Origin of the sequence: Streptomyces sp. NPDC006512, from assembly GCF_040611935.1 — a bacterium.
Lineage (GTDB): Bacteria > Actinomycetota > Actinomycetes > Streptomycetales > Streptomycetaceae > Streptomyces.
This window is the reverse complement of record NZ_JBEXPG010000041.1, coordinates 46014-67932: the sequence shown is the minus strand read 5'-3', so window position 1 is coordinate 67932 and position 21919 is coordinate 46014. Positions and strand designations below refer to the sequence as shown.

Here is a 21919-nt window from a genome sequence, read left to right as displayed (position 1 = left end):
CACGATCGCTCTTCGAGCGGGAGTCGAACCGCGGTCGCCAGGATCGGGACCCCTGACCCCGAAGAACCGAGGAGCGGAACCGATGGCGGAGCACCAGGCCCTGACGCCGGACGAAGTGGGCGAGTTCTACGACGACCGGGGGTGGCTCTGGGAGATCTTCATGGGCCAGAACCTGCACATCGGCTACTGGGACGACGAGGACCCCGGCACGGACCCGAAGGACCGGCTCACCGACGTCCTCATCGGACAGGTCGGGCTGGCGCCCGGAGCCCACCTCCTCGACGTCGGCTGCGGCAAGGGCCGCCCCGCGATCCGGCTGGCCCAGACCGGCGGGGGCAAGGTCACGGGCATCACCGTGAGCACCGAGCAGGTCGACGCCGGGACCGAGCTGGCCCGCGAGGCGGGAGTCTCGGACCGGGTCTCCTTCGAGCGCGCCGACGCCATGGAACTGCCCTACGCCGACGGCTCGTACGAAGCCGCGTGGGCCGTGGAATCCGTCATGTACCTCTCCGACCGGCAGAAGGCGCTCGACGAGATCCACCGCGTCCTCAAGCCCGGCGGGGTCTTCGTCCTCTCCGACTACGCCGAGACCGTCGAACTGGACGCCCACTGGCGCAAGGTCCTCGTCGAGGGCTTCACCGTCGACTCCCTGCCGACCCCCGAGCAGTACGTCGAACTGCTCACCACCGCCGGTTTCGTCGTGGAGCGCGACTACGACGCGGGCGAGCACCTGCGCAAGTCCGCCGCCCGCATCGACCGGATCGTGGAGGAGAACTACGAGAAGGTCGTCGCCAAGGGCGGCCAGGCCTTCGCCGAGGAGTTCAAGGAGATGATCGGGCAGGTCTCGCAGCTCGAACGCGACCACCTCGGCTACCGGATCATCACCGCCCGCAAGCCCGCCGCCTGACCCGGCTCCCGAGCCCCCCGCGAGCCTCCTCCGAGCCGGTCCCGATCCCGCCCCGATCCCGTCCCGAGCCCTTCCCGAGCCCTTTCCGATCCCGACTTTCCAGGATTGACCGCATGAAGATTCTGTTCGTAGCCGGCGGAACCTCTGGAGTGATCTTCGGGATCGTTCCCCTGGCCCAGGCGGCCCGCAACGCGGGGCACGAGGTCATCATGGCCGCGCCCGAGAACTGCATGACGACCATCACGGCCGCGGGCATACCCGCCGCCCCGGTGTCCTCGAAGGCCATGCAGGAAGCCCTCGTCGACCGCCGGGGCGTGCGCGTCCCCATCCCCGAGGACCTGCACGAGCGGTACATCTTCAACGGCCGCACCTTCGGCCGGTACGCCGCCAGCTGCCTGGACGGGCTGATCGAACTCGCGGAACGCTGGCGGCCCGACGTGGTCGTCGGCGGGGCCCTGGCCTTCGCCGCCCCGCTGATCGCGGCCCACGCGGGGGTCCCGTACGTCAAGCAGGCCATCGACATGGGCGAGCCCCGCACCATCGACCTCGCGGCCGCGGCCGAACTGGGCCCGGAGATGGAACGGCTGGGCCTCTACGAGATGCCCCGCACCGACCTCTTCGTCGACATCTGCCCGCCCAGCCTGCGGCCCTCCGACGCCCTGCCCGCCCAGCTGATGCGCTACGTGCCGTACGCCACGCAGAAGCCGGTCGAACCCTGGATGCTGCAAAAGGGAGAACGCCCCCGGGTGCTCGTCTCCGCGGGCAGCCGCGTCACCCCCGAGTCCGACTTCGACATCCTCAACGGGCTCGTCGCGAAGGTCTCCCAGCTGGATGTGGAGGTGCTGGTCGCCACCCCGGAGGCGGTCGCCGAGAAGCTGCGCCCCCTGCACCCCGGCATCCGCGCCGGCTGGATCCCGCTCCACCAGGCGGCCCCCACCGCCGACCTGGCGATCCACCACGCGGGCGGCAACACCACGATGGGCTACGTGGCCTACGGCGTACCGCAGGTGCTCGTCCCGTACCTGCCGTACTGCGTGGACTACAGCACCCGCCTCGACGCCTACGGCGCCGGGAAGATGATCGCCCCCGAGAACGACTCCGCGGAGACCCTCGCGGACGCCTGCGCGGAGATCCTGGCCACCGCGTCCTACCGGGAACGCGCCCGGGAGCTGGCCGCCGAGGTCGCGGCCCAGCCCGTCGCCGCGCAGGCCGTCGGCGCCATCGAGCGACTGGTCTCCGCCTTCCCGCACTGACCGAGACGGCGGACACCGCATGCGACTGCTCTTCATGGCCACCCTGGCCAAGACCCTCCACGAGACGACCGTGGGCCTGGACCTGGCCCACCAGCTGAAGCCCGCCGGAGTGCGGTGCCACTTCGTCGTCGACGCCGACAACGAACCCCAGCTGAAGGCCTCCGGCCACTCCTACACCGTCGTGACCTCCGACCTGGGCCACGGGATCCGCGACACGGTCGCCCGCACCGTCCGGGAGTTCCGGCCCGACGCCATCGTCCTCAGCGACTACCTCGGGCACTGGCTCACCCACCTCGTGAACTACGAGACCGACCCCTGGTACGTCCAGGAGTTCGGCGTGCCCGTCCTGCCCATCGACATGCTCGGGCTCGCGGACACCGACCGGGAGGTCGAGGTCCTCGGCAAGACCGTCACGGTCGACGCCAACCTCCTCGACATGCCCCTCCACCTGCGACCCGTCCCGGTCAACCGGCCCCAGCGGCCGGCCGGACCGAACGGACTGCTCTACCGGGCCAACAGCACCCTCACCCCCCTCACCGACGCGGCCCGCGAGCGGGTACGCCGCTCGGCCGGCGTCGAAGCCGGCCGGCGGCTCCTGCTCTTCCCCACCCTGCCGTGGCAGCACATCATGCAGACCCGGGCCGGGCCGGCCACCCGGGAACTCGCCGTCCGGCTGCCCCGGCTGATCGGCCACTACCTGCGCAGACTGCCCGCCGACACCCGGTTCGTGATGGTCGGCCCCTACTTCGAGAACCTCGGCCTGCCGCCCGAACGGGTCCACTTCGAACCGGTGTACACGGCCGACCGCTACCACCAGCTGCTCGGCGCGTCCGACGCCGTGATGTCCTGCTTCCTCACCTCGTACGCCCTGGAGCGGGCCATCCTCCTGGACGTCCCCGGACTGATCGCGACCAACGGGCACGCCTTCCCCGCCGGGGCCGCCGCGTCGGGAACCGCGCCCTTCGGCGCACTCTCGCCGGCCGCCCGCTCCTGGCTCACCGACTTCCCCGGGCCCGTGCCCTCCTTCCACCAGTGGCCGCTGCGCTGGAGCCGCCTGCTGTCCGGCCTGCTCCACGACAACCCCTTCGCGGACACGGTCCTCAGCGCCGAGGTCTTCGACGAGAACGCCGTGGTGAGCGGCCTGGAGTCGGTCCTCTACGACCCCGCCGTACGCGACGGGCTGGCCGCCGCCCGCGCGGACTACCGGGACGCGCTCGGCCGGCTGCCCGACACCGCGCAGGCCTTCACGGCCGCCGCCGACCGGCTCGGCATCGGGCGCTGAACACCTCCCAGCCGCACCACACCAGAGGAAGACACACGATGAGCAACGACCGCGCAGCCGGACCCGACCCGCTGATCGCCGCCGCCCGGGCCGCGGCGCCGCTCGCCGCCGAACACGCCGGCGCCTCCGAGGCCGCCCGCACCCTGGCCAAACCCGTCGCCGAGGCAGTGGTCGCGGCGGGCTTCCCCGGCTACTTCGCCCCCGCCGCGGCCGGCGGCCGCGCCGGCACGTTCACCGGACTGCTGGGGGCGGTGGCCGCACTGGGCGAGGGGTGCACCTCGGCCGCCTGGTGCGCGTCCGTCGTCGCCAGCGCCGGCCGGATGACCGCCTACCTGCCCACGGCCGGCCAGGAAGCCGTCTGGCACAAGGGCCCGGACACCGTCGTCTCCGCCGGCCTGGTGCCCAGCGGCACCGCCGAACGCGGACCGGGCGGCTGGCGCCTGAACGGCACCTGGCCCTACGTCAGCGCCGTCGACTTCTCCGACTGGACCCTCGTCGCCGCCCGCGCCCAGACCCCCGAAGGACAGCACGTGCGGGTGTTCGCGGTGCCCCGCACCGACTACCGCATCGAGGACACCTGGCTCACCGTCGCCCTGCGCGGCACCGGCAGCAACTCCGTGGTCCTGGACGACGTGCTCGTACCCGACGAACGGTCCGTGGCGCTCGACGTGCTCCTCGCGGGCGCCGCCCCCGACTCCGACGCCGCCTGCCACCAGGTCCCGCTGAAGGCCGGCAACGGCCTCACCCTCGCCGCACCGCTGCTCGGCGCCACCCGGGGCGCCCTGCACCGCTGGTCCCACTTGGTGCGCGGCAAGCTCGCCGGCCCCGGCGGGGCGATCAGCGGCGCCCAGGACGCCGGCCCCTTCGAGCAGCTGCTGGCCCGCGCCGAGGGCGAGACCGACGCCGCGCAACTGCTCCTGGAGCGGGTCGCCCGCACCACCGACGAGGGGCCGTACTCGGACCTGGACTCCGCGCGCAACGGACGCGACAGCGCCCTCGCGGCCGACCTGCTGGCCTCCGTCGTCGACCGGCTGCTGCGCACCGCGGGCACCCGGGCCCAGGCCGAGGGCGAGGAACTCCAGCGGCGCTGGCGCGACGTCAACTGCGGTGCCGGGCACAGCGGTCTGCAGTTCGCCCCCCTCGCCGGCACCTACGCCCGCCTGCTGAACGCGGCGCCGCAGGCCGGCTGACCGGCGGGCGCCGCACACCCGGCGCCCCGCACCGCGAGCACGACGGAGGGGCCCCGCCCGAAGGCGGGGCCCCTCCGTCCGTGTCCGCCGTCAGGCGTGGCACACGGGCAGGCCGCCGTGGTAGTCGACCATCTCGGAGAACATCAGCTCGATGTCGAGCGGAACCCCGGGCGCGGCGCCCCGTTCCTCCGCGTACGCGCGGTGCAGGTTGGGCACCAGCCGCTCGGAGTCCAGCAGTTCCGCGTACTCCCCGAGGTCCGCGTCGCGGGCCGCGTCCAGCGGCCCGACACCCGCCTCGACGCCCTGCCGGGCCAGGCGCTGCACGAACCGCAGGTACCCCTCGGTCGCGTCGAGCAGTTCCGGCCCCGCGACCGGCCCGTGGCCGGCGACCACCGTGCGGGGTCCGAGGGCCCGCAGCCGCTCCGTCACCGCCAGCGACCCCGCCACCGAACCCATCAGGCAGAACGGCGTCGACCCGGACATCACCAGGTCCCCGGTGAACAGCACCCGCTCCTCGGGCAGCCACACCACGGTGTCGCTCGCCGTGTGGGCGGGGCCCAGCTGCACCAGCTCGGCCCGCACGTCTCCCACGTACAGGTCGAGGCGCTCCCGGAAGGTGATCTCGGGCAGCACCACGGACAGTTCGCCCCAGCGCACGTCCGGCCACAGTCCCGTCAGGTGCAGGCCCACCGTTTCCATCTCGGTGCGCGTGCCCTCGTGCCCGACGACGACCGCCTCGTCGGCGAAGAGGTAGTTGCCGAAGGTGTGGTCCCCGTGGGAGTGGGTGTTGACCACGTACCGCGGGGGCCGGGCGGTGACCGTCCCCACCGCCGCCTTCAGGGCCTTCGCACGGGTTTCCGTGGCGGCGGTGTCGACCAGGGCGGAGCGCCCTCGCGACACGATCAGCCCGGCGTTGTTCAGGCACCATCCGCCGTCCGGCTGCACGTACGCGAAGACGCCGTCCGCCACCTCCTGGAGACGGGGCTCCGTGCCGCCCGCCGCGCGGGCGTCCGCCGGCATCCTCAGAAGACCTGGTCGTGCGTGATGAGACGGGACGCGATCAGCACCTCGCCGTCCTCGACGACCAGGGTGTCGTGGACGAGGCAGCTCGGGTTGATCTCCGGCACACCGCCCGGCCTGACGGTGGTCACCAGCGCGTACGCCGTGGACTTGACGGTGCCGTCCTCCTGGTGTTCCAGGGCGACCTGGTTGAACCAGTGGCGGCGGCGCACCTGCTGCCCGTCGTACTTCTTGTGGAACTCGACGAGCTCCCGCACGATCCCGGGCCGGGTCCGGGCCGGCTCGGCGCCGGGTGAGTGCAGGAACACGCCGTCCTCGGTGAACGAGGCCGCGTACTCCTCGAAGCGGCGGGCGTCGAGGGCCTGCATCTGGTGAGCGTAGAAGTGGAGCACCTGCGAGTAGAGGTCGGTGCTGACAGCGGTGGTCATGTGGGTGTCTCTCCTGGACTGTGGAGGCCTGGGACGGTGGATGGACCGGCCGGTACCGGGGCGCGGCCCCGGCCCCGGCGGGCCGGCGGGAGTCAGTCGCGCGGGCCGCGGACGACCACGGCCGAGTTGAACCCGTGCCGGCCGCGGGCGAGGACCAGCGCGTTGCGGATCCGCCCCTCGCGGGGCCCGGTGTGCACCAGGTCGATGCCGTACCCGGCGGGGACCTCGGTGACCGTGGGGGTGGACGGGATCACGCCGTCGCGGATGGCCAGCAGGGCCGTGACCACGTCCAGCGGCCCGCCGCCCGAGTACAGCCGCCCGGTGAGCGCCTTCGGGGCGGTCACCGGCACGCCGCCCGCCCCGAACACGGAGCGGATCGCGGCGGCCTCGGCGGCGTCCAGCTCCGGGATGCCGGCGCCGTCGGCGAACACCACGTCGATGTCCCCGGGCGCGAGCCCGGACTCGGCGAGCGCGGCCTCGACGGCCCGGCCGAGCGTCGGCGGCCGGTCGGATCCGGGAGCGGGGTCGAAGGTCGAGGCGTGCGCGGCGATCTCCCCGTACGGGCGTACGCCGCGCCGCACGGCGCCGGCCTCGTCCTCGACGATGAGCATCGCCCCGCCCTCGCCCGGCACGTACCCCGAGGCCTGGGCGCCGAACGGCTGGTAGGCGCGGGCCGGGTCGCTCTCCCGGGTGACGCGGCCGCCGGCCAGCTGGGAGACGTAGCCCCACGGGTCGAAGGCGGAGTCCACCCCGCCGGCGACGACGACGGGGGTGCCCCGCCGGATGGTGCGGCGGGCGTGGCCCAGCGCGTCGAGACCGCCGGCCTGCTCACCGACCAGCGCGGCGCTGGGGCCGCGCAGCTGGTGGCGGATGGAGATCTGGCCGGTGTTGACCGCGTAGAACCAGGCGAACGACTCGTAGACGCTGACGAACTTCGAACCCTTGGTCCACAGGTTGGCGAACTCGTGGTGGGTGAAGGTGAACCCGCCCAGTGCGTTCGAGGTCACCACGCCGATGTCGTAGTCCTGGACGGTGTCGTTGGGGACTCCGGCATCGGTCAGCGCCCATTCGGCGGCAACGAGCGCGAGCTGCGTCGAGCGGTCCGTCTGCGGCAGCAGCCGGCCCGGGAGGTGGTCGGCGGGGTCGAAGCCGGCTATCTGGCCGGCCAGGCTCGCCGGGTAGCCGGTGGCGTCGAAACCGGTGACCGGGGCGATGCCGGTGCTGCCGTCGAGCAGGGCCTTCCAGTAGGCCTCCACGCCCATTCCGTTGGGTGCGGTGACGGCGATCCCGGTGATGACGGTCCTGGTCATGCCTTCGCTCCTTCCGGGGCGCGGAGGATCATGGCGCTCTGAAAGCCGCCGAAACCGCTGCCGACGGTGAGGACCGAGTCGACCCGGTGCTCGCGCGCGGTCACCGGGACGTAGTCCAGATCGCACTCGGGGTCGGGGTGGTGCAGGTTGGCGGTCGGCGGCACCACGTTGTGCCTGATCGCCAGCAGGCTCGCGGCGATCTCGATCGAGCCGATCGCCCCGAGCGAGTGCCCGATCATCGACTTGATCGAGCTGACCGGAACGTCGTAGGCGTGCTGACCGAGGCTGCGCTTGAAGGCGGCGGTCTCGTGCCGGTCGTTCTGCTTGGTGCCGGAGCCGTGGGCGTTGATGTAGTCGATGGTGGTGGCGTCCGCGCGCGACTCGTCCAGGGCGACGCGGATCGCCTCGGCCATCTCCCGGCCGTCCGTCTTGAGTCCGGTCATGTGGTACGCGTTGCAGCGCGTGGCGTAGCCGGTGACCTCGGCGTAGATGTCGGCGCCGCGGGCGCGGGCCGCCTCGTACTCCTCCAGGACGAACATGGCGGCTCCCTCGGCGAGGACGAAGCCGTTGCGGGTGGCGTCGAAGGGCCGGGAAGCGTGCTCGGGGTCGTCGTTGCGCGAGGTCGTGGCCTTGATCGCGTCGAAGCAGGCCAGCACGATCGGGGAGACGGGGGTGTCCGCGGCTCCGGCGATCATGACGTCGGCGCTGCCCTCGCGGATCAGCTGCACGGCGTACCCGACGGAGTCGAGCCCGGAGGTGCAGCCGTCGGAGACCATCGTCACCGGGCCCTCCGCGCCGGCCGCCCACGCGATCTCGGCGGGCATGACGCCCGGGCTGAGGTAGTCGAACATGTGCGGGGAGAGGTAGTCCGGGTCGACGACCCAGTCACGGCCCCGGTCGGACATGACGAGGTACTCGTTCTCCAGGCTCGTCGCGGCCGCGACGGCGCTGCCCAGGCTCACGCCGATGCGGTGCGCGGGCACGCCGCTGAACGGGAGCCCGCTGTCCGCCACGGCCTCCCGGGTACAGGCGATCGCGAACTGCGTCGCCCGGTCCATCCTGCGGATCTCACGCGGCGTCAGGCCCTCGGCCCCGGCGTGGAAGTCGACCTCTCCGGCCACCTGGGAGCGGAAGGGCGAGGCGTCGAAGAACGTGATCCCGCGGGTCGCGGTGCGGCCGGCGGTCAGCAGGTCCCAGAACTCCTTCGCTCCGGAGCCGCCGGGCGCCCGTACGCCGATTCCTGTAATCACCACTCGTCGGGTCATCGCGCGCGACTCGTCCCGTAGGTGTGCGAGCTGGACATCGAGTCAAGTCCTTTCCGGCCTGGCCGCAGAGAGACCGGCCCCCTACCACGACAGAAACTGCGTCAATTGATCCTTTGACGCTCTGTTGCCTTTCTCGAGGACCGCTCGAAGGTCCGTCTCGGCGCACGTGGGGGCCGGGGACCGGCGATGGCGGCGCGGCGGGGCGTCCGCGCCCCCGCACGGGCCCTCAAGGGTTCCTCGACCGGCGGTCGAGGGCGGCGAACCACGCTCTCCGTAGTCCGTCTGGTCCGGAAAAGGGCCGGAACATTGCGATACGGAGGCACGATGGGCTCGCTGAACGGCAAGGTCGCACTGGTGACAGGGGCGACGAGCGGCATCGGGCTGGGCATCGCCGCCCACCTCGCGGAGCAGGGCGCGCAGGTGTACCTGTGCGGCCGTGACGCGGACCGGCTCGCCGCGACGGTGAAGAGCCTCCAGGAGGCGGGCGGCGCCGTGGACGGCACCACCTGCGACGTGACCGACCGGGAGGACGTGAAGCGTTTCGTCGGCGCCGCGGTCGAGCGGTTCGGCACCGTCGACATCCTCGTCAACAACGCCGGCCGCAGCGGCGGCGGACCCGTCGCCGAGATGTCGGACGAGCTCTGGTACGACGTCATCAACACCAACCTCAACAGCGTCTTCCTGCTGACGCGCGAGGTGCTCAGCGCCGGCGGCATGCTCGGCAAGGGCTGGGGCCGCATCGTCAACATCGCGTCCACGGCCGGCAAGCAGGGCGCCGTGACCGCGGCCCCCTACTCCGCGTCCAAGCACGGCGTCGTCGGCTTCACCAAGGCCCTCGGCCTCGACCTGGCCAAGACGGGCATCACCGCGAACGCCGTGTGTCCCGGGTTCGTCGAGACGCCGATGGCCGAGCGGGTCCGCCAGCACTACGCCTCCTCCTACAACATCACGGCCGAGGAGGCCGCCGAGAAGGTCACCACGCGGGTGCCGATCGGCCGTTACGTGGAGGTGGACGAGGTGGCCGCCATGGTCGACTACCTGGTCAGCGACGCGGCGGGCTCCGTGACCGCCCAGGCCCTGAACGTCTGCGGCGGCCTCGGCAACTACTGACCCACCCGCCCGCGGCCCGACCCCGGCCGCGGGCAGTCCGCACGGCCGCGCCACGAGCCCCGGCCGGAACCATCACGCACGAAGTAAGGAAGTGTCCTATGAAGGCAGCGGTGTTCAACGAGTTCGGCGGCCCGGAGGTCCTCCAGGTCGCGGAGGTCGACACCCCCCGCCCGGCCGCCGGACAGATCCGCGTCCGGGTCAAGGCCGCCGGTGTGCAGGCCTACGACTGCGCCGTGCGCGGAGGCTGGACGCCGCCGGGGACGACCCTGACGTTCCCGCAGACCGTCGGCAACGACTTCGCCGGAGTCGTCGACGAGCTCGGCGAGGGCGTCAGCGCGTTCTCCGTCGGCGACGAGGTCCTCGGCTGGGCGATCCTGTCCTGCTACGCCGAACACCTGGTGGTGGCGGCCGACCAGGTCGTCGCCAAGCCGGCGAACATGCCGTGGGAGGTCGCCGGGGCCTTCTCCGCCTCCGCGCAGACCGCCCACACCGCCCTGGAGGCGCTGGCGGTCGGCGAGGGCGACACCCTCCTCGTCCACGCCGCGGCGGGCGGGGTCGGCACCATCACCGTGCAGCTCGCGAAGGAGCGGGGCGCCACGGTGATCGGTACCGCCAGCGAGCGCAACCACGACTACCTGCGGGAGCTCGGCGCCACCCCGGTCCGCTACGGCGAGGGCCTCGTGGAGCGGGTGCGCGAACTCGCCCCGCAGGGCGTCACCGCGGCCCTCGACGGCATCGGCGGCGTCGCCCTCGACGACTCCGTGGAGCTCGTGAAGGACAAGAACCGGATCGGCACCCTGGTCGACTTCGGACGGCTGGAGGAACTCGGCGTGCGCGGCATCTTCAGCCAGCGCGCGCAGTCCCGCCTCGCCGAGCTCACCGCGCTCTACGCCGCCGGCAAGCTCCGCGTCGAGGTGTCCCGGACCTTCCCGCTGGAGCGGGCCGCCGACGCCCACCGCGAGGTCGAGACCGGACACGTGCGGGGCAAGGTCGTCGTCACCGTCGCCTGAGGCGGGGACGCAGTCGGCGCCGCCGCCCGGAGCGGCAGCCGCCGGTCCGGGACGCACGGGCGGCGCGTAGTGAGGAGCGTACGCATGAAGATAGAGATCTACTCCGATGTCCTGTGCCCCTGGTGCTACATCGGCAAGCGCAGGATCGCGAAGGCCCTGGAGGGCTTCGCGCACCGTGACGCGGTGGAAGTGGTGTGGCGCAGCTTCCAGCTGGCCCCCGAAGCGGACGGGGTCCCGGGCCCCACGGCCGCCGAGGCCATGGAGCAGTGGACCGACCCGGCCGCCGTACCCGCGCGGGTCGCACTGATCCGCTCGAACGGCGAGCAGGAGGGCGTGGAGCTGAACCTGCACAAGTCCCGCCCCGTCAGCACCTTCGACGCCCACCGGCTGATCCACCTGGCCGCCGCTCGCGGCCGGGTCGACCAGGTGCTGGAAGGCCTGTTCCACGCCTACCACACCGACGCGCTGAACGTGGCCGACCCGGACGTGCTGTCCGGCATCGCCACGGCGGCCGGCCTGGACGCCGACGAGGTCGGCGCGCTGCTGGCGGGCGAGGCCTACGCGGACCAGGTCACCGCGGACGAACGCCGGGCCCGCGCCGCCGGCGTGGGAGGAGTGCCCTCCGTGGTGATCGACGGCCGTCCGCCGGTCTCCGGAGTACAGGATCCGGCCGTGCTCACGGCCGCCTTCGAAGCGGCCTGGGCACAGCGCGCCGGGGCCTGACGGGGGAGCGTGAACCCGCCTGGTCGGCTGGATCCCTTCTCCAACGGATCTCCAGCAGGCTGACGAAAAGTGATCGACCAGGCGGGGACACCTCCACGCCGACGGGCTCTGGAAAGGAACATCAGTGCAGCGCAAGTGGAAGCTGACGGGCGGCGCGGTCGGTTCGCTGGGTCTGGCTCTGACGGGGGTACTTGCCACGTCCGGAACGGCCAGTGCCGACACCGCGACGACCACGCTCCCGTACATCTGCCAGACGCGGGTCTCCGGTGAGTGGATACCCGTCGAGTACAGCCGCAACTTCACCACCACGGCCCCGGCCAAGGTGGCGCCCGGCCAGACCTTCAAGGTCACCTTCGACTCGGCGCCCATCAAGGCGATCGCCGACTACAACAAGTTGTTGAACACCATCTCGTTCAACTACAAGGTTCCGGCCAACGCCAAGATCGTCAGCTACAAGCTGACGGGCGGCAGCAACCTGGGCACGGCCCACCAGACCGTGGAGCGCAACGGCAACGACCTGCGCGTCAAGTCCGACGGCGAATGGGCCGGCGGCGTCGAGTTCGACTTCCCCAACCTGGAAGTCACCCTCCGCGCCCCTGCCGGCGGCACCCTCACGACGGGCGCCGGCGGTTCCAGCTTCACCGACACCGCGTTCGGCTGGAACCGGCTGCAGCCGGTCACCAACGAGTGGGACCCCTTCCAGTGCTACGCCGACCCGGCGAAGTCGGTCGCGTTCTCGACCACCACGGTCGGCTACTGACCAACGGTCCGACAGGCCCGGGCGCGGCCGCCGAGCACCCTCGGCGGCCGCGCCCGGCCGCACCCTCATCCCGGGGAGCCCGAAAGACATGCCACACACCGACACCGCGCACGCCCCGTCCACGGACGGGACCGCCGGCCAGACGGTCGACTTCTGGTTCGACCCCCTGTGCCCCTTCGCCTGGATCACCTCCCGCTGGGTGCTGGAGGCCGCCGAACGGCTGCCCCTGACCCTGCGCTGGCACGAGATGAGCCTGGCCCTGCTCAACAGCGGCCCGGAGGTCCCCGAGGCCCGGCGCGCCCTCCTCGGCCGCTACTGGGGCCCCGTCCGACTGGTCGCCGCGGCCCGGGACGCACACGGCGACGAGATCGTCGGCCCGCTCTACACCGCCCTCGGCAGCCGCTTCCACGGCCGGGGCGGCATCTTCGAACCGGTGCGCACCGCGGCGGACTCCGACTTCCGCGAGGCCATGCACCGCGCGCTGGACGGGGTCGGGCCGGGCTGCGCCGAGGCCCTGGCCGAACTCGGCCTGCCCGCCTCGCTGCTGAGCGCGCTGGACTCCGAGGAGTGGGACGAGCGGCTGCGCGCCTCGCACGACCGGGTTCCCGCACGGGACCTCGGCCAGGAGCTGATCGGCGTTCCCACGATCTCCGTGGACGGCGGCCCCGGCCAGTTCGGTCCGGTGCTCTCCGCGATACCGCGTGGTGAGCGGGCGGCGGGGCTGTGGAGCGCCTTCGCGACGCTGGCCGCCGATCCGGACTTCTTCGAGCTGAAGCAGAGCACAGGACGCTCCGCGCCCGTCACCGACTAGGCCGTCCGAGTGCCGGCACCGGCCGGGCCGCCGTGCCCGGCCGGCCCCTCTTCCCCTTTCCTTGTCAGCAGTTCTCCCGCCCGCTCCGCGGCACGACCGGAGGAAGTCAGATGCGCATCATCCGAATCCACGAGTACGGGGACCCGGATGTCCTCCGCGTGGAGGAAGCTCCCATTCCGACGCCGGGTCCGGGCGAGGTCCTCATCGCCGCCGAAGCCGTCAGCGTCGGCTTCGCGCAGACCCAGATGCGGCGCAACATCTTCCCGGCCCCGATGTGGCGCCCCCAGTTCCCGATCGTCCTCGGCGGGGACGTCATCGGCCGGGTCGCGGGCGTCGGCGCCGGGGTGACGGACATCCACGAGGGCGACCGGGTCGGCGCGTTCACCCTGAACGGCGCCTACGCCGACTACGCCGTCGTCGAGGCCTCCACCGTGCTGCCCGTCCCCGAAGGCCTGGACGCCGCGCAGGCGACCGCGCTGCCCTCCCCGGGGCCCATCGCCTCCGGCACGCTGGGCACCGCGCGGCTCCAGCCCGGCGAGAGCGTCCTGGTGCACGCCGCCTCCGGCGGCATCGGCCACCTGAGCGTCCAGCTGGCCAAGGCCGCCGGCGCCGGCCTGGTGATCGGTACCGCCGGCTCCGCCGACAAGCTGGAGTTCGTACGGAGCCTGGGGGCCGACGTCGTCGTCGACTACACCCGTGACGACTGGGCCGAACAGGTCCGCGAGGCGACGGGCGGCAAGGGCGTCGACGTCATCCTCGACAGCGTCGGCGGCGACGTCCTGCGCCAGGGCGTCGGCTTTCTCGCGCCCTTCGGCCGGCTGGTGTTCTACGGTTCGGCCGGCGGCGGACTGGAGATCCCCCGGGTCTCGCCCATGGAGCTCATCGAGATGAAGTTCCTGACCGGCTTCGCGCTCTCGCGCTGGCGCGCCGCCCGCCCCAAGGAGTACCTGCGCAATCACGAGGACCTGGCCGCCCGGCTGGCCGACGGCACCGTGCGGCACGCCGTGCACGCCACCCTGCCGCTGCACGAGGTCGCCGAGGCCCACCGCCTCATCGAGGCCCGTTCGCAGACCGGCCGGATCGTCCTCCTCCCGGACGCCGACGCCTGACCGCGGCACCCGCGAGCGGCCCCGCCGGCCCCGGCCGGCGGGGCCGCTCCCGCGTGGCGTGAACTCGTCCCCCGCAGCGGCGGGAGCTGATGGATTCCGGTTCCCGGAGCCCGCCGTGATCAAGGGGATGAGAGCGTGGTGCCATGCGAGACGAAAGGTCATCAGCCATGGAGAATTCCGCCGACGGCGTGTACGACGTCGTCATCCTCGGTGGCGGCAGCGGGGGTTACTCCTGCGCCCTGCGCGCGACACAGCTCGGCCTGAAGGTCGTCCTCGTCGAGAAGGGCAAGCTGGGCGGCACCTGCCTGCACAACGGCTGCATCCCGACGAAGGCCCTGCTGCACGCCGGTGAGGTCGCCGACGAGCTCCGCCGCAGCGAGTCCTACGGAGTGAAGTCCACCTTCGAGGGCGTCGACATATCCGCGGTGCACACCTACAAGGACGGGGTGATCGCCCACCTGTACAAGGGACTCCAGGGCACCCTGAAGGCCCGCAAGAACCTCACCCTCGTGGAGGGCGAGGGCCGCCTCGTCTCCCCGACCGAGGTCGAGGCGGGCGGCGTCCGCTACCGGGGCCGGCACGTCGTCCTCGCCACCGGCTCGCAGCCGCGTTCCCTGCCGGGCCTGACCATCGACGGCGACCGGGTCGTCTCCTCCGACCACGCCCTGGTCCTGGACCGGATCCCCGAGTCGGCGGTCGTCCTCGGCGGCGGCGTCATCGGCGTCGAGTTCGCCTCCGCCTGGAAGTCCTTCGGCGTGGACGTCACCGTCGTCGAGGGCCTGCCGCACCTGGTGCCCGCGGAGGACGTCGAGATCTCCAAGGCGCTGGAGCGGGCCTTCCGCAAGCGCAAGATCAAGTTCGAGCTGGGGGCGCGCTTCTCCGGCGTCGAGTACACCGACTCCGGCGTCCGGGTCTCCCTGGAGAACGGCAAGCAGGTCGAGGCCGAGCTGCTGCTCGTCGCCGTCGGCCGCGGCCCGGTCTCCGCCGGCCTCGGCTACGAGGAGGCCGGGGTCGCCCTGGAGCGCGGGCACGTCGTCGTCGACGAACTGATGCGCACCAACCTCCCGACCGTGTCGGCCGTCGGCGACCTCGTACCGACCCTCCAGCTGGCCCACGTCGGCTTCGCCGAGGGCATCCTCGTCGCCGAGCGGATCGCCGGCCTGCCGGTCACCCCGGTCGACTACGACGGAGTCGCCCGGGTCACGTACTGCGAGCCGGAGATCGCCTCCGTCGGGCTCACCGAGGCCAGGGCCAAGGAGCTGTACGGCGCGGACAAGGTGATCGTCAGCAAGTTCAACGCGGGGAGCACCGGCAAGAGCCGGATCCTGAAGTCGGCCGGCGAGATCAAGCTCGTCCAGGTCGCCGACGGTCCCGTCATCGGCCTGCACATGATCGGCTCGCGGGTCAGCGAGCAGATCGGCGAGGCCCAGCTGATCTACAACTGGGGGGCGCTGCCCGCCGAGGTCGCGAGCCTCGTCCACGCGCACCCGACGCAGACCGAGGCGCTCGGCGAGGCCCACCTCGCCCTGGCCGGCAAGCCGCTGCACGTCCACGGCTGACCACGGCCGACCACGTCCGGCGCGGGCCGCCGTACGGGCCCCGGAGCCGCTCCTTCCGAGGTCCGTACGGGCGCGCTCGCCGTAATGTCCTGGCGGGGAGCGGAGCCGGGTGCCACCATCGGCTCCGCGCGGACGCGGGGTCCGCCGGTCAGCAGACGAGGACGCGCCATGACTCCGGATCACTCCGTACCGGGCCGGGTTCCACCGGGCTGGGGTCCCCGGGAGCCCGCCGGACCGGGTCCCGCCGGACCGGGGCCCGCCGGACCGGGGCCCGCCGCACCGGGTCCGGCCGCACCCGGGCGGGGCGGCGCGCGGGCCACCGGGGTGCTGCTCGGCGTCTCGACGGTGCTCGTCGGGCTCATGTCGGGGCTGTTCTTCGCCTTCGACGTCTCGGTGATGCCGGGGCTGGCCCGACTCGACGACGACCGTGCCTACGTCACCGTCATGGGCAACTTCAACGCGGCCATCGACGGCAACGGCCTCTTCGGCACGGCCTTCGTCCTGGCCCTGTTCACCGCCGCCGCGGCGGCGGTCCTCTCGCTGCGCTCGGGCCGCCGAGCGGTCGCGCTGTGGGCCGGGGCGGCCGCGCTCGCCTACCTCGTGGTCCTCGTGATCACCTTCGCGGTGAACATCCCGCTGAACAACGAACTCGCGGACGCCGCGGCCTCGGCGCGCACCGACCTCCCGGTGGTGGACAAGTTCAAGGGCACCTGGGTCACCACCAACATCGTCCGCACCGTGGTCTGCACGCTCGCCCTCGCCTCCCTGGCCCGGGCCCTCGTCCTGCACGGCCGCGCCACGCCACGCTGACCGGCGGGCGGGCACCCGGGCGGGGCGCCCGCCCGGGTCAGGAACCGCCGTGCAGGACCAGGGCCCAGGCCAGCAGGCCGGTCGCCGCCGTGCACAGCAGCGTGCGCCAGACGTTCGCACGGACCCACGGCCCCTCGAAGGCCCGCCGGACGGACGCCGGATCGGCGAGCCGGTCGGCCGGGCCGGCCTGCTCCAGGGCGTTGTTGAGCGGGATGTTCACCAGGCCGGTGACCGTCATCGCCAGCACGTAGCAGACGAACGCCCCGACGAGCGGCGCCAGGGCGTCCCGCCCGTCGGCCGGGACGTGCAGGCCCACGGCGAGTCCGGTGAACAGCAGCGCCCCGAGGTAGCCCAGCATGAACCAGCCGTTGAGGATGGCCACGTTGACCCGCTGCATCACCTCGACGACGGTCCGGTCGCCGGTGCCCCGCAGGCCGGGCATCACGGCCACGGCGAACCCGTAGAAGAGGCCGCTGACCAGCCCCATGGTGATCGTCGCCGCGATCAGTGACGCGAACCGTGCCGTTTCCACGCAGAGCTCCCCGCACGTAGTCGAAATCCGGTCATCGAGCTGTCGGTCCCGGCCGATCCTACGGGCGGAGATCGCCCGCGTCCCGGAAAATCCGATGGGCCGTTACCAGCCGGTTTCAGCCGTTGGACACCTTTCTGCGCACACAGCCGCACGGGGTACCCTCCGCTTCCGCGGGCCCGCACGCCCGGCAGCGAAGCCTGGAGAGGAAACTGACCGTGACCGAACCGAAGCACCGGCTGGACGCATTGCGGGCCGACATCGAGCGCCGCAACCCCGCCCAGCCCGAGTTCCACCAGGCCGTGCGCGAGGTCCTGGACACCCTGGCCCCCGTGTTCGCCGCACGCCCCGAGTACGCGGAGGCGGGACTCGTCGAGCGGCTGGTCGAGCCCGAGCGGCAGATCATCTTCCGGGTGCCGTGGACGGACGACCGCGGCCGGGTCCACGTCAACCGCGGCTACCGGGTGGAGTTCAACAGCGCGCTCGGCCCCTACAAGGGCGGGCTGCGCTTCCACCCGTCGGTCGACATCGGCGTGGTGAAGTTCCTCGGCTTCGAGCAGATCTTCAAGAACGCCCTGACGGGCCTGGGCATCGGCGGCGGCAAGGGCGGCAGCGACTTCGACCCGCACGGCAAGTCCGACGCGGAGGTCATGCGCTTCTGCCAGTCCTTCATGACGGAGCTGTACCGCCACATCGGCGAGCACACGGACGTCCCCGCCGGTGACATCGGCGTGGGCGGCCGCGAGATCGGCTACCTGTTCGGCCAGTACCGGCGGATCACCAACCGCTGGGAGGCGGGCGTCCTCACCGGCAAGGGGACCGGCTGGGGCGGTTCCGAGATCCGTCCGCAGGCCACCGGCTACGGCAGCGTCCTGTTCGCCGCCGAGATGCTGGCGGTCCGCGGCGAGTCCCTCGACGGACTGACCGCCGTCGTCTCCGGCTCCGGCAACGTCGCCCTGTACACGATCGAGAAGCTCCAGCAGCTCGGCGCCAACCCGCTGACCTGCTCCGACTCCCAGGGCTACGTCATCGACGAGAAGGGCGTCGACCTCGCGCTGCTGCGGCAGATCAAGGAGGTCGAGCGCGGACGCGTCAGCGAGTACGCGCAGCGCCGCGGGGCGTCCGCCCGCTTCGTACCCGGCGGGCGGGTCTGGGAGGTCCCGGCGGACGTGGCCTTCCCCTCCGCCACCCAGAACGAACTCGGCGCCGACGACGCCCGCGCGCTCGTCGCCGGCGGGGTCAAGGCCGTCTCGGAGGGCGCCAACATGCCCACCACCCCGGAGGCCGTCCACCTCTTCCAGGCGGCCGGAGTGGCCTTCGGCCCCGGCAAGGCCGCCAACGCGGGCGGAGTCGCCGTCAGCGCCCTGGAGATGGCCCAGAACGCCGGCCGCACGGGCTGGAGCGCGAGCCGGGTCGAGGAGGAACTCGCCGGCATCATGCGCGACATCCACGCCGTCGCGTACGAGACGGCCGAACGGTACGGAGCCGCCGGCGACTACGTCACGGGCGCCAACATCGCCGGCTTCGAAAGGGTCGCCGACGCGATGCTCGCCCAGGGCGTGATCTGACCCGCGATCCGGGGGCACCCGGCCGGGAGCCCGGTGGAGGGCCGTAACCTGGTCCTCCACCACCGACAGGGAGCAATCCGTGCTGAGCGCGCTTGACGGGACGTACGGCGACCGCGAGGACGCGCTGAGCGTCGCCGGGCGGAACGCCTCGTACGAGGAACTGCTGGGCGCCGCCGGCGCGGTCGCCGCCGACGTCGCGGGCGCCCCGGCGTTCGCGGTGACGGCGACCGCCTCGCTGGAGACCGTCGCGGCGGCCGTCGGCGCCCTGCTGGCCGGGGTGCCGCTCGTACCGCTGCCGCCCGACGCGGGACCGGCCGAACGCGCGCACATCCTGCGGGACTCGGGCGCCGTGGAGGTCGACGTCGACTTCGCACGGCGGGCCCCCGCCCGGACCGCCCCGGCCGCGCCCGCCGCGGACCCGGCGCTGATCCTGTACACGTCCGGCACCACCGGGCCGCCCAAGGGCGTCGTGCTCAGCGGCGCCGCGATCACCGCCGACCTCGACGCCCTCGCCGGAGCCTGGCAGTGGACCGCCGAGGACACCCTCGTCCACGGGCTCCCGCTGTTCCACGTGCACGGGCTGGTCCTCGGCGTGCTCGGCGCGCTGCGCACCGGCAGCCGGCTCGTGCACACCGGCCGCCCCACCCCGCAGGCCTACGCGGAGGCGGGCGGCAGCCTCTACTTCGGGGTGCCCACCGTCTGGTCCCGCATCGCCGCCGAACCGCGGGCGGCCGCGGCCCTGTCCGGGGCCCGCCTCCTCGTCTCGGGCAGCGCCGCCCTGCCGGCCCCCGTCTTCCGGGACCTCGAACGCCTCACCGGCCACCGGCCGGTGGAGCGGTACGGGATGACGGAAACGCTGATCACCCTCAGCGGCCGGGCCGGCGGAGAGGTCCGCCCGGGCACGGTCGGCACCCCGCTGCCCGGCATCCGGACCCGCGTCGCGGCCGAACCGGGCGCGGAGATCGGCGAACTCCAGCTCACCGGCCCCACCCTGTTCTCCGGCTACCTGGGCCGCCCGGAGGCCACCGCGGCCGCGTACACCGAGGACGGATGGTTCCGTACGGGTGACATCGCCGCCGTCGACGCGTCCGACGGCGTCCACCGGATCGTCGGCCGGGCCTCCATCGACATGATCAAGTCCGGCGGTTACCGGATCGGCGCGGGCGAGATCGAGAACGCGCTGCTGGACCACCCCCGGGTGAGCGAGGCGGCCGTGGTCGGCGTCCCCGACGCCGACCTCGGACAGCGCATCGTCGCCTTCGTCGTCGCCGAAGGGGTCACCGGCACCGAACTGACCGACTTCGTCGCCGCGCACCTGTCGGTCCACAAACGCCCGCGCGAGGTCCGGTTCATCGCCTCCGTCCCGCGCAACGCCATGGGCAAACCACAGAAGAAGCTCCTGCTCACGGACGACACCGGGGACCACGCATGACCACGCCCGAGACCACCAGGGACCTCCGCACCACCGGCAGCCCCTGGATCCGCCGCTTCCACACCGCGGTCCGCCCGCAGGACGCACCCGTCCTCGTCGTGCTCCCGCACGCCGGCGGCAACGCCTCCTTCTACTTCCCGCTCTCCCGGGACCTGGCCCCGTACGCCGAGGTGCTCACCGTCCAGTACCCCGGCCGCCAGGACCGCTTCGGCGAGCCGAGCCCCGACACCGTGACCGGGCTCGTCGACGAGGTCGAACGGGCCCTGCGGCCCTGGCGGGGCAGGCCCCTGGTCCTCTTCGGGCACAGCATGGGCGCGGTCCTCGCCTTCGAACTGACCCGCCGGCTGGAGCGGGCCGGCACGGGCCCGCGCGGCCTGGTCCTCTCCGGACGCCGCTCCCCGCTCACCCACCGGGAGGAGAGCACCCACACCGAGGGGGACGAGGCCCTCCTCGCCCGGCTGAGCGAACTCTCCGGCACCGACCCGCAGCTGCTCGCCGACCCGGACTTCCGGGAGCTGATCCTGCCGTCGCTGCGCAGCGACTACAAGGCGATCGAGACATACCGCTACGAGCCCGGACCGGTGCTGCGCACCCCCGTCAGCGTGCTCTGCGGGGAGTCCGACCCGCGGGCGAGCCTGGCCGACGCCATGGGCTGGCGGCAGCTGACCGGCGCCGCCTTCACCTTCCGGTCGTTCCCCGGGGCGCACTTCTACCTGGCGGAACAGCACGACGCCGTGGTCCGCGCGCTCACCGAGGACCTGTCGGCCTTCGCCGCCGTCTGACCGGCCGGGGCCCTTCCCGGGGCCTCCCCGGGCCCTGGCCACGGCCCTCGTCCGGGGTCCCCTCCGGGCCCCGGCCGGGCGGCCGGATCCTGCCGGAGATCATCTAGGCAGGGCCGGGGGGCGTCGGTACGTTGCTCGCATGGACCAAACGGCTGGCGATCCCAGAACCGACCATCGCGCCCTCGTCGCGGCCGGCATCACCGTCGTGATGTGGGCCTCCGCCTTCGTCTCCATCCGCGCGTCGGCCGACCACTTCGGCCCCGGCGCGCTCGCGCTGGGGCGGCTGCTGACGGCGTCCCTCGCGCTGGGCGCCGTACTCCTGGTCAAGCGGGTGCCGCTGCCGCCCCGTCAGGCCTGGCCGGGGATCCTCGCCTCCGGGGTGCTCTGGTTCGGGCTCTACATGGTGGCGCTGAACTGGGGCGAGCAGGAGGTCGACGCCGGTACCGCGGCGATGGTCGTCAACATCGGCCCGATCGTCATCGCCCTGCTCAGCGGCTGGCTGCTGAAGGAGGGCTTCCCGCCGATGCTGCTGGCGGGGATGGGCGTCTCCTTCGCCGGAGCGGCCGTCGTGGGCGTGTCCACCTCGAACGGCGGCTCCTCCTCGGTCGTCGGCGTGCTGCTGTGCCTGGTCGCCGCCCTCGCCTACGGGGCCGGGGTCGTCTCGCAGAAACCCGCGCTGCGGTACGCCACTCCGCTCCAGGTGACCACGTACGGCTGCTTCGTCGGCACGGCGTGCACCCTGCCCTTCGCCGGGCAGCTGCTCGACCAGCTCCCCGAAGCCCCGCTCACCGCCACCCTCAACATGGTCTACCTGGGCCTCTTCCCGACCGCCCTCGCCTTCACCACCTGGACGTACGCCCTCTCGCGCACCACCGCCGGGAAGATGGGCGCCACCACGTACGCGGTGCCCGCCGTGGTGGTCGTCATCGCGTGGTTCGCCCTCGACGAGGTGCCCGGCTGGCTGACCCTGCTGGGCGGCGCGATCTGCCTCGCCGGCGTCGCCGTCTCCCGCAGGCGGCCCCGGGCCGCGGCGGTTCCCGCGGGGAAGTGACGCGGGAGCG

At 72.9% G+C, this 21919-nt stretch carries 21 protein-coding genes; 16 read left to right on the top strand and 5 right to left on the bottom strand.

From position 1 onward, the window contains the following. Window positions 1-82 precede the first annotated feature (82 nt). The 4 genes from ABZZ17_RS26575 (at window position 83) to ABZZ17_RS26560 (ending at window position 4632) form a co-directional block, all read left to right on the top strand. Window positions 83-907, top strand: coding sequence for a methyltransferase domain-containing protein (locus ABZZ17_RS26575; RefSeq protein WP_356879268.1), 825 nt, complete (start codon window positions 83-85; stop codon window positions 905-907). 113 nt (window positions 908-1020) lie between these two features. Further along, window positions 1021-2160, top strand: coding sequence for a glycosyltransferase (locus ABZZ17_RS26570; RefSeq protein ID WP_356879266.1), 1140 nt, complete (start codon window positions 1021-1023; stop codon window positions 2158-2160). Between the two features lie 19 nt (window positions 2161-2179). Next, entirely contained in the window at window positions 2180-3442 is a 1263-nt protein-coding gene (locus ABZZ17_RS26565) for a DUF6365 family protein (protein ID WP_356879264.1), read from the top strand. A gap of 38 nt (window positions 3443-3480) precedes the next feature. Next, window positions 3481-4632 carry a hydrolase gene (locus ABZZ17_RS26560; RefSeq protein WP_356879262.1) on the top strand — a complete coding sequence of 384 codons (1152 nt, stop codon included), beginning with the start codon at window positions 3481-3483 and terminating at the stop codon, window positions 4630-4632. A gap of 90 nt (window positions 4633-4722) precedes the next feature. Here the strand turns inward: ABZZ17_RS26560 and ABZZ17_RS26555 are convergent, their stop codons facing one another. From ABZZ17_RS26555 to ABZZ17_RS26540, 4 genes are all read right to left on the bottom strand, one after another. Next, complete coding sequence (locus ABZZ17_RS26555) at window positions 4723-5652, bottom strand: MBL fold metallo-hydrolase (RefSeq protein ID WP_356879260.1); 930 nt, start codon at window positions 5650-5652, stop codon at window positions 4723-4725. 2 nt (window positions 5653-5654) lie between these two features. Next, window positions 5655-6080: a nuclear transport factor 2 family protein gene (locus ABZZ17_RS26550; protein WP_356879258.1), complete on the bottom strand. Its 426-nt coding sequence runs from the start codon at window positions 6078-6080 to the stop codon at window positions 5655-5657. A 92-nt stretch (window positions 6081-6172) separates the two neighbouring features. After that, entirely contained in the window at window positions 6173-7390 is a 1218-nt protein-coding gene (locus ABZZ17_RS26545; protein WP_356879256.1) for a ketosynthase chain-length factor, read from the bottom strand. Further along, window positions 7387-8655 carry a beta-ketoacyl-[acyl-carrier-protein] synthase family protein gene (locus ABZZ17_RS26540; RefSeq protein ID WP_356879254.1) on the bottom strand — a complete coding sequence of 423 codons (1269 nt, stop codon included), beginning with the start codon at window positions 8653-8655 and terminating at the stop codon, window positions 7387-7389. The genes ABZZ17_RS26545 and ABZZ17_RS26540 overlap by 4 nt, the downstream gene beginning before the upstream one ends. A gap of 324 nt (window positions 8656-8979) precedes the next feature. On the opposite strand from ABZZ17_RS26540, the gene ABZZ17_RS26535 reads away from it, so the two are divergent. From ABZZ17_RS26535 to ABZZ17_RS26500, 8 genes are all read left to right on the top strand, one after another. Next, window positions 8980-9765, top strand: a complete 786-nt coding sequence (locus ABZZ17_RS26535) for an SDR family NAD(P)-dependent oxidoreductase (RefSeq protein WP_356879252.1) — start codon at window positions 8980-8982, stop codon at window positions 9763-9765. A 98-nt stretch (window positions 9766-9863) separates the two neighbouring features. Next, entirely contained in the window at window positions 9864-10775 is a 912-nt protein-coding gene (locus ABZZ17_RS26530; RefSeq protein WP_356879250.1) for an NADP-dependent oxidoreductase, read from the top strand. 84 nt (window positions 10776-10859) lie between these two features. Further along, window positions 10860-11498: a DsbA family oxidoreductase gene (locus ABZZ17_RS26525; RefSeq protein WP_356879248.1), complete on the top strand. Its 639-nt coding sequence runs from the start codon at window positions 10860-10862 to the stop codon at window positions 11496-11498. Window positions 11499-11622: 124 nt separating this feature from the next. After that, the gene (locus ABZZ17_RS26520) at window positions 11623-12258 is read left to right on the top strand and encodes a hypothetical protein (protein ID WP_356879246.1); all 636 of its coding nucleotides are present in this window, start codon (window positions 11623-11625) and stop codon (window positions 12256-12258) included. A gap of 88 nt (window positions 12259-12346) precedes the next feature. Continuing rightward, on the top strand, window positions 12347-13069 hold the full coding sequence (locus ABZZ17_RS26515) for a disulfide bond formation protein DsbA (protein ID WP_356879244.1): 723 nt from the start codon (window positions 12347-12349) through the stop codon (window positions 13067-13069). A gap of 110 nt (window positions 13070-13179) precedes the next feature. Next, the gene (locus tag ABZZ17_RS26510) at window positions 13180-14178 is read left to right on the top strand and encodes a zinc-binding dehydrogenase (RefSeq protein WP_356879242.1); all 999 of its coding nucleotides are present in this window, start codon (window positions 13180-13182) and stop codon (window positions 14176-14178) included. Window positions 14179-14345: 167 nt separating this feature from the next. Next, window positions 14346-15737, top strand: a complete 1392-nt coding sequence (gene lpdA / locus ABZZ17_RS26505) for a dihydrolipoyl dehydrogenase (protein ID WP_356879240.1) — start codon at window positions 14346-14348, stop codon at window positions 15735-15737. A 168-nt stretch (window positions 15738-15905) separates the two neighbouring features. Next, the gene (locus ABZZ17_RS26500; RefSeq protein ID WP_356879238.1) at window positions 15906-16547 is read left to right on the top strand and encodes a DUF1772 domain-containing protein; all 642 of its coding nucleotides are present in this window, start codon (window positions 15906-15908) and stop codon (window positions 16545-16547) included. 37 nt (window positions 16548-16584) lie between these two features. On the opposite strand, the gene ABZZ17_RS26495 is transcribed toward ABZZ17_RS26500, so the two are convergent. After that, entirely contained in the window at window positions 16585-17079 is a 495-nt protein-coding gene (locus tag ABZZ17_RS26495) for an anthrone oxygenase family protein (RefSeq protein WP_356879236.1), read from the bottom strand. Between the two features lie 215 nt (window positions 17080-17294). On the opposite strand from ABZZ17_RS26495, the gene gdhA reads away from it, so the two are divergent. The 4 genes from gdhA to ABZZ17_RS26475 all read left to right on the top strand — a co-directional run bounded on the left by gdhA (window position 17295) and on the right by ABZZ17_RS26475 (window position 21909). Further along, window positions 17295-18644: an NADP-specific glutamate dehydrogenase gene (gene gdhA / locus ABZZ17_RS26490; RefSeq protein WP_356879234.1), complete on the top strand. Its 1350-nt coding sequence runs from the start codon at window positions 17295-17297 to the stop codon at window positions 18642-18644. 79 nt (window positions 18645-18723) lie between these two features. Next, on the top strand, window positions 18724-20076 hold the full coding sequence (locus ABZZ17_RS26485; protein WP_356879231.1) for an AMP-binding protein: 1353 nt from the start codon (window positions 18724-18726) through the stop codon (window positions 20074-20076). After that, window positions 20073-20858, top strand: a complete 786-nt coding sequence (locus tag ABZZ17_RS26480; RefSeq protein WP_356879229.1) for an alpha/beta fold hydrolase — start codon at window positions 20073-20075, stop codon at window positions 20856-20858. Before ABZZ17_RS26485 ends, ABZZ17_RS26480 begins: the two co-directional genes overlap by 4 nt. Before the next feature lie 139 nt (window positions 20859-20997). Then, on the top strand, window positions 20998-21909 hold the full coding sequence (locus ABZZ17_RS26475) for a DMT family transporter (RefSeq protein ID WP_356879227.1): 912 nt from the start codon (window positions 20998-21000) through the stop codon (window positions 21907-21909). Window positions 21910-21919 lie beyond the last annotated feature (10 nt).

Excerpts from the sequence above, each read along its gene's own strand:
- ABZZ17_RS26575 (WP_356879268.1), top strand. The coding sequence starts at position 83 with ATGGCGGAGCACCAGGCCCTGACGCCGGACGAAGTGGGCGAGTTCTAC.
- ABZZ17_RS26570 (WP_356879266.1), top strand. The coding sequence starts at position 1,021 with ATGAAGATTCTGTTCGTAGCCGGCGGAACCTCTGGAGTGATCTTCGGG.
- ABZZ17_RS26565 (WP_356879264.1), top strand. The coding sequence starts at position 2,180 with ATGCGACTGCTCTTCATGGCCACCCTGGCCAAGACCCTCCACGAGACG.
- ABZZ17_RS26560 (WP_356879262.1), top strand. The coding sequence starts at position 3,481 with ATGAGCAACGACCGCGCAGCCGGACCCGACCCGCTGATCGCCGCCGCC.
- ABZZ17_RS26555 (WP_356879260.1), bottom strand. The coding sequence starts at position 5,652 with ATGCCGGCGGACGCCCGCGCGGCGGGCGGCACGGAGCCCCGTCTCCAG.
- ABZZ17_RS26550 (WP_356879258.1), bottom strand. The coding sequence starts at position 6,080 with ATGACCACCGCTGTCAGCACCGACCTCTACTCGCAGGTGCTCCACTTC.
- ABZZ17_RS26545 (WP_356879256.1), bottom strand. The coding sequence starts at position 7,390 with ATGACCAGGACCGTCATCACCGGGATCGCCGTCACCGCACCCAACGGA.
- ABZZ17_RS26540 (WP_356879254.1), bottom strand. The coding sequence starts at position 8,655 with ATGACCCGACGAGTGGTGATTACAGGAATCGGCGTACGGGCGCCCGGC.
- ABZZ17_RS26535 (WP_356879252.1), top strand. The coding sequence starts at position 8,980 with ATGGGCTCGCTGAACGGCAAGGTCGCACTGGTGACAGGGGCGACGAGC.
- ABZZ17_RS26530 (WP_356879250.1), top strand. The coding sequence starts at position 9,864 with ATGAAGGCAGCGGTGTTCAACGAGTTCGGCGGCCCGGAGGTCCTCCAG.
- ABZZ17_RS26525 (WP_356879248.1), top strand. The coding sequence starts at position 10,860 with ATGAAGATAGAGATCTACTCCGATGTCCTGTGCCCCTGGTGCTACATC.
- ABZZ17_RS26515 (WP_356879244.1), top strand. The coding sequence starts at position 12,347 with ATGCCACACACCGACACCGCGCACGCCCCGTCCACGGACGGGACCGCC.
- ABZZ17_RS26510 (WP_356879242.1), top strand. The coding sequence starts at position 13,180 with ATGCGCATCATCCGAATCCACGAGTACGGGGACCCGGATGTCCTCCGC.
- lpdA (WP_356879240.1), top strand. The coding sequence starts at position 14,346 with ATGGAGAATTCCGCCGACGGCGTGTACGACGTCGTCATCCTCGGTGGC.
- ABZZ17_RS26500 (WP_356879238.1), top strand. The coding sequence starts at position 15,906 with ATGACTCCGGATCACTCCGTACCGGGCCGGGTTCCACCGGGCTGGGGT.
- ABZZ17_RS26480 (WP_356879229.1), top strand. The coding sequence starts at position 20,073 with ATGACCACGCCCGAGACCACCAGGGACCTCCGCACCACCGGCAGCCCC.
- ABZZ17_RS26475 (WP_356879227.1), top strand. The coding sequence starts at position 20,998 with ATGGACCAAACGGCTGGCGATCCCAGAACCGACCATCGCGCCCTCGTC.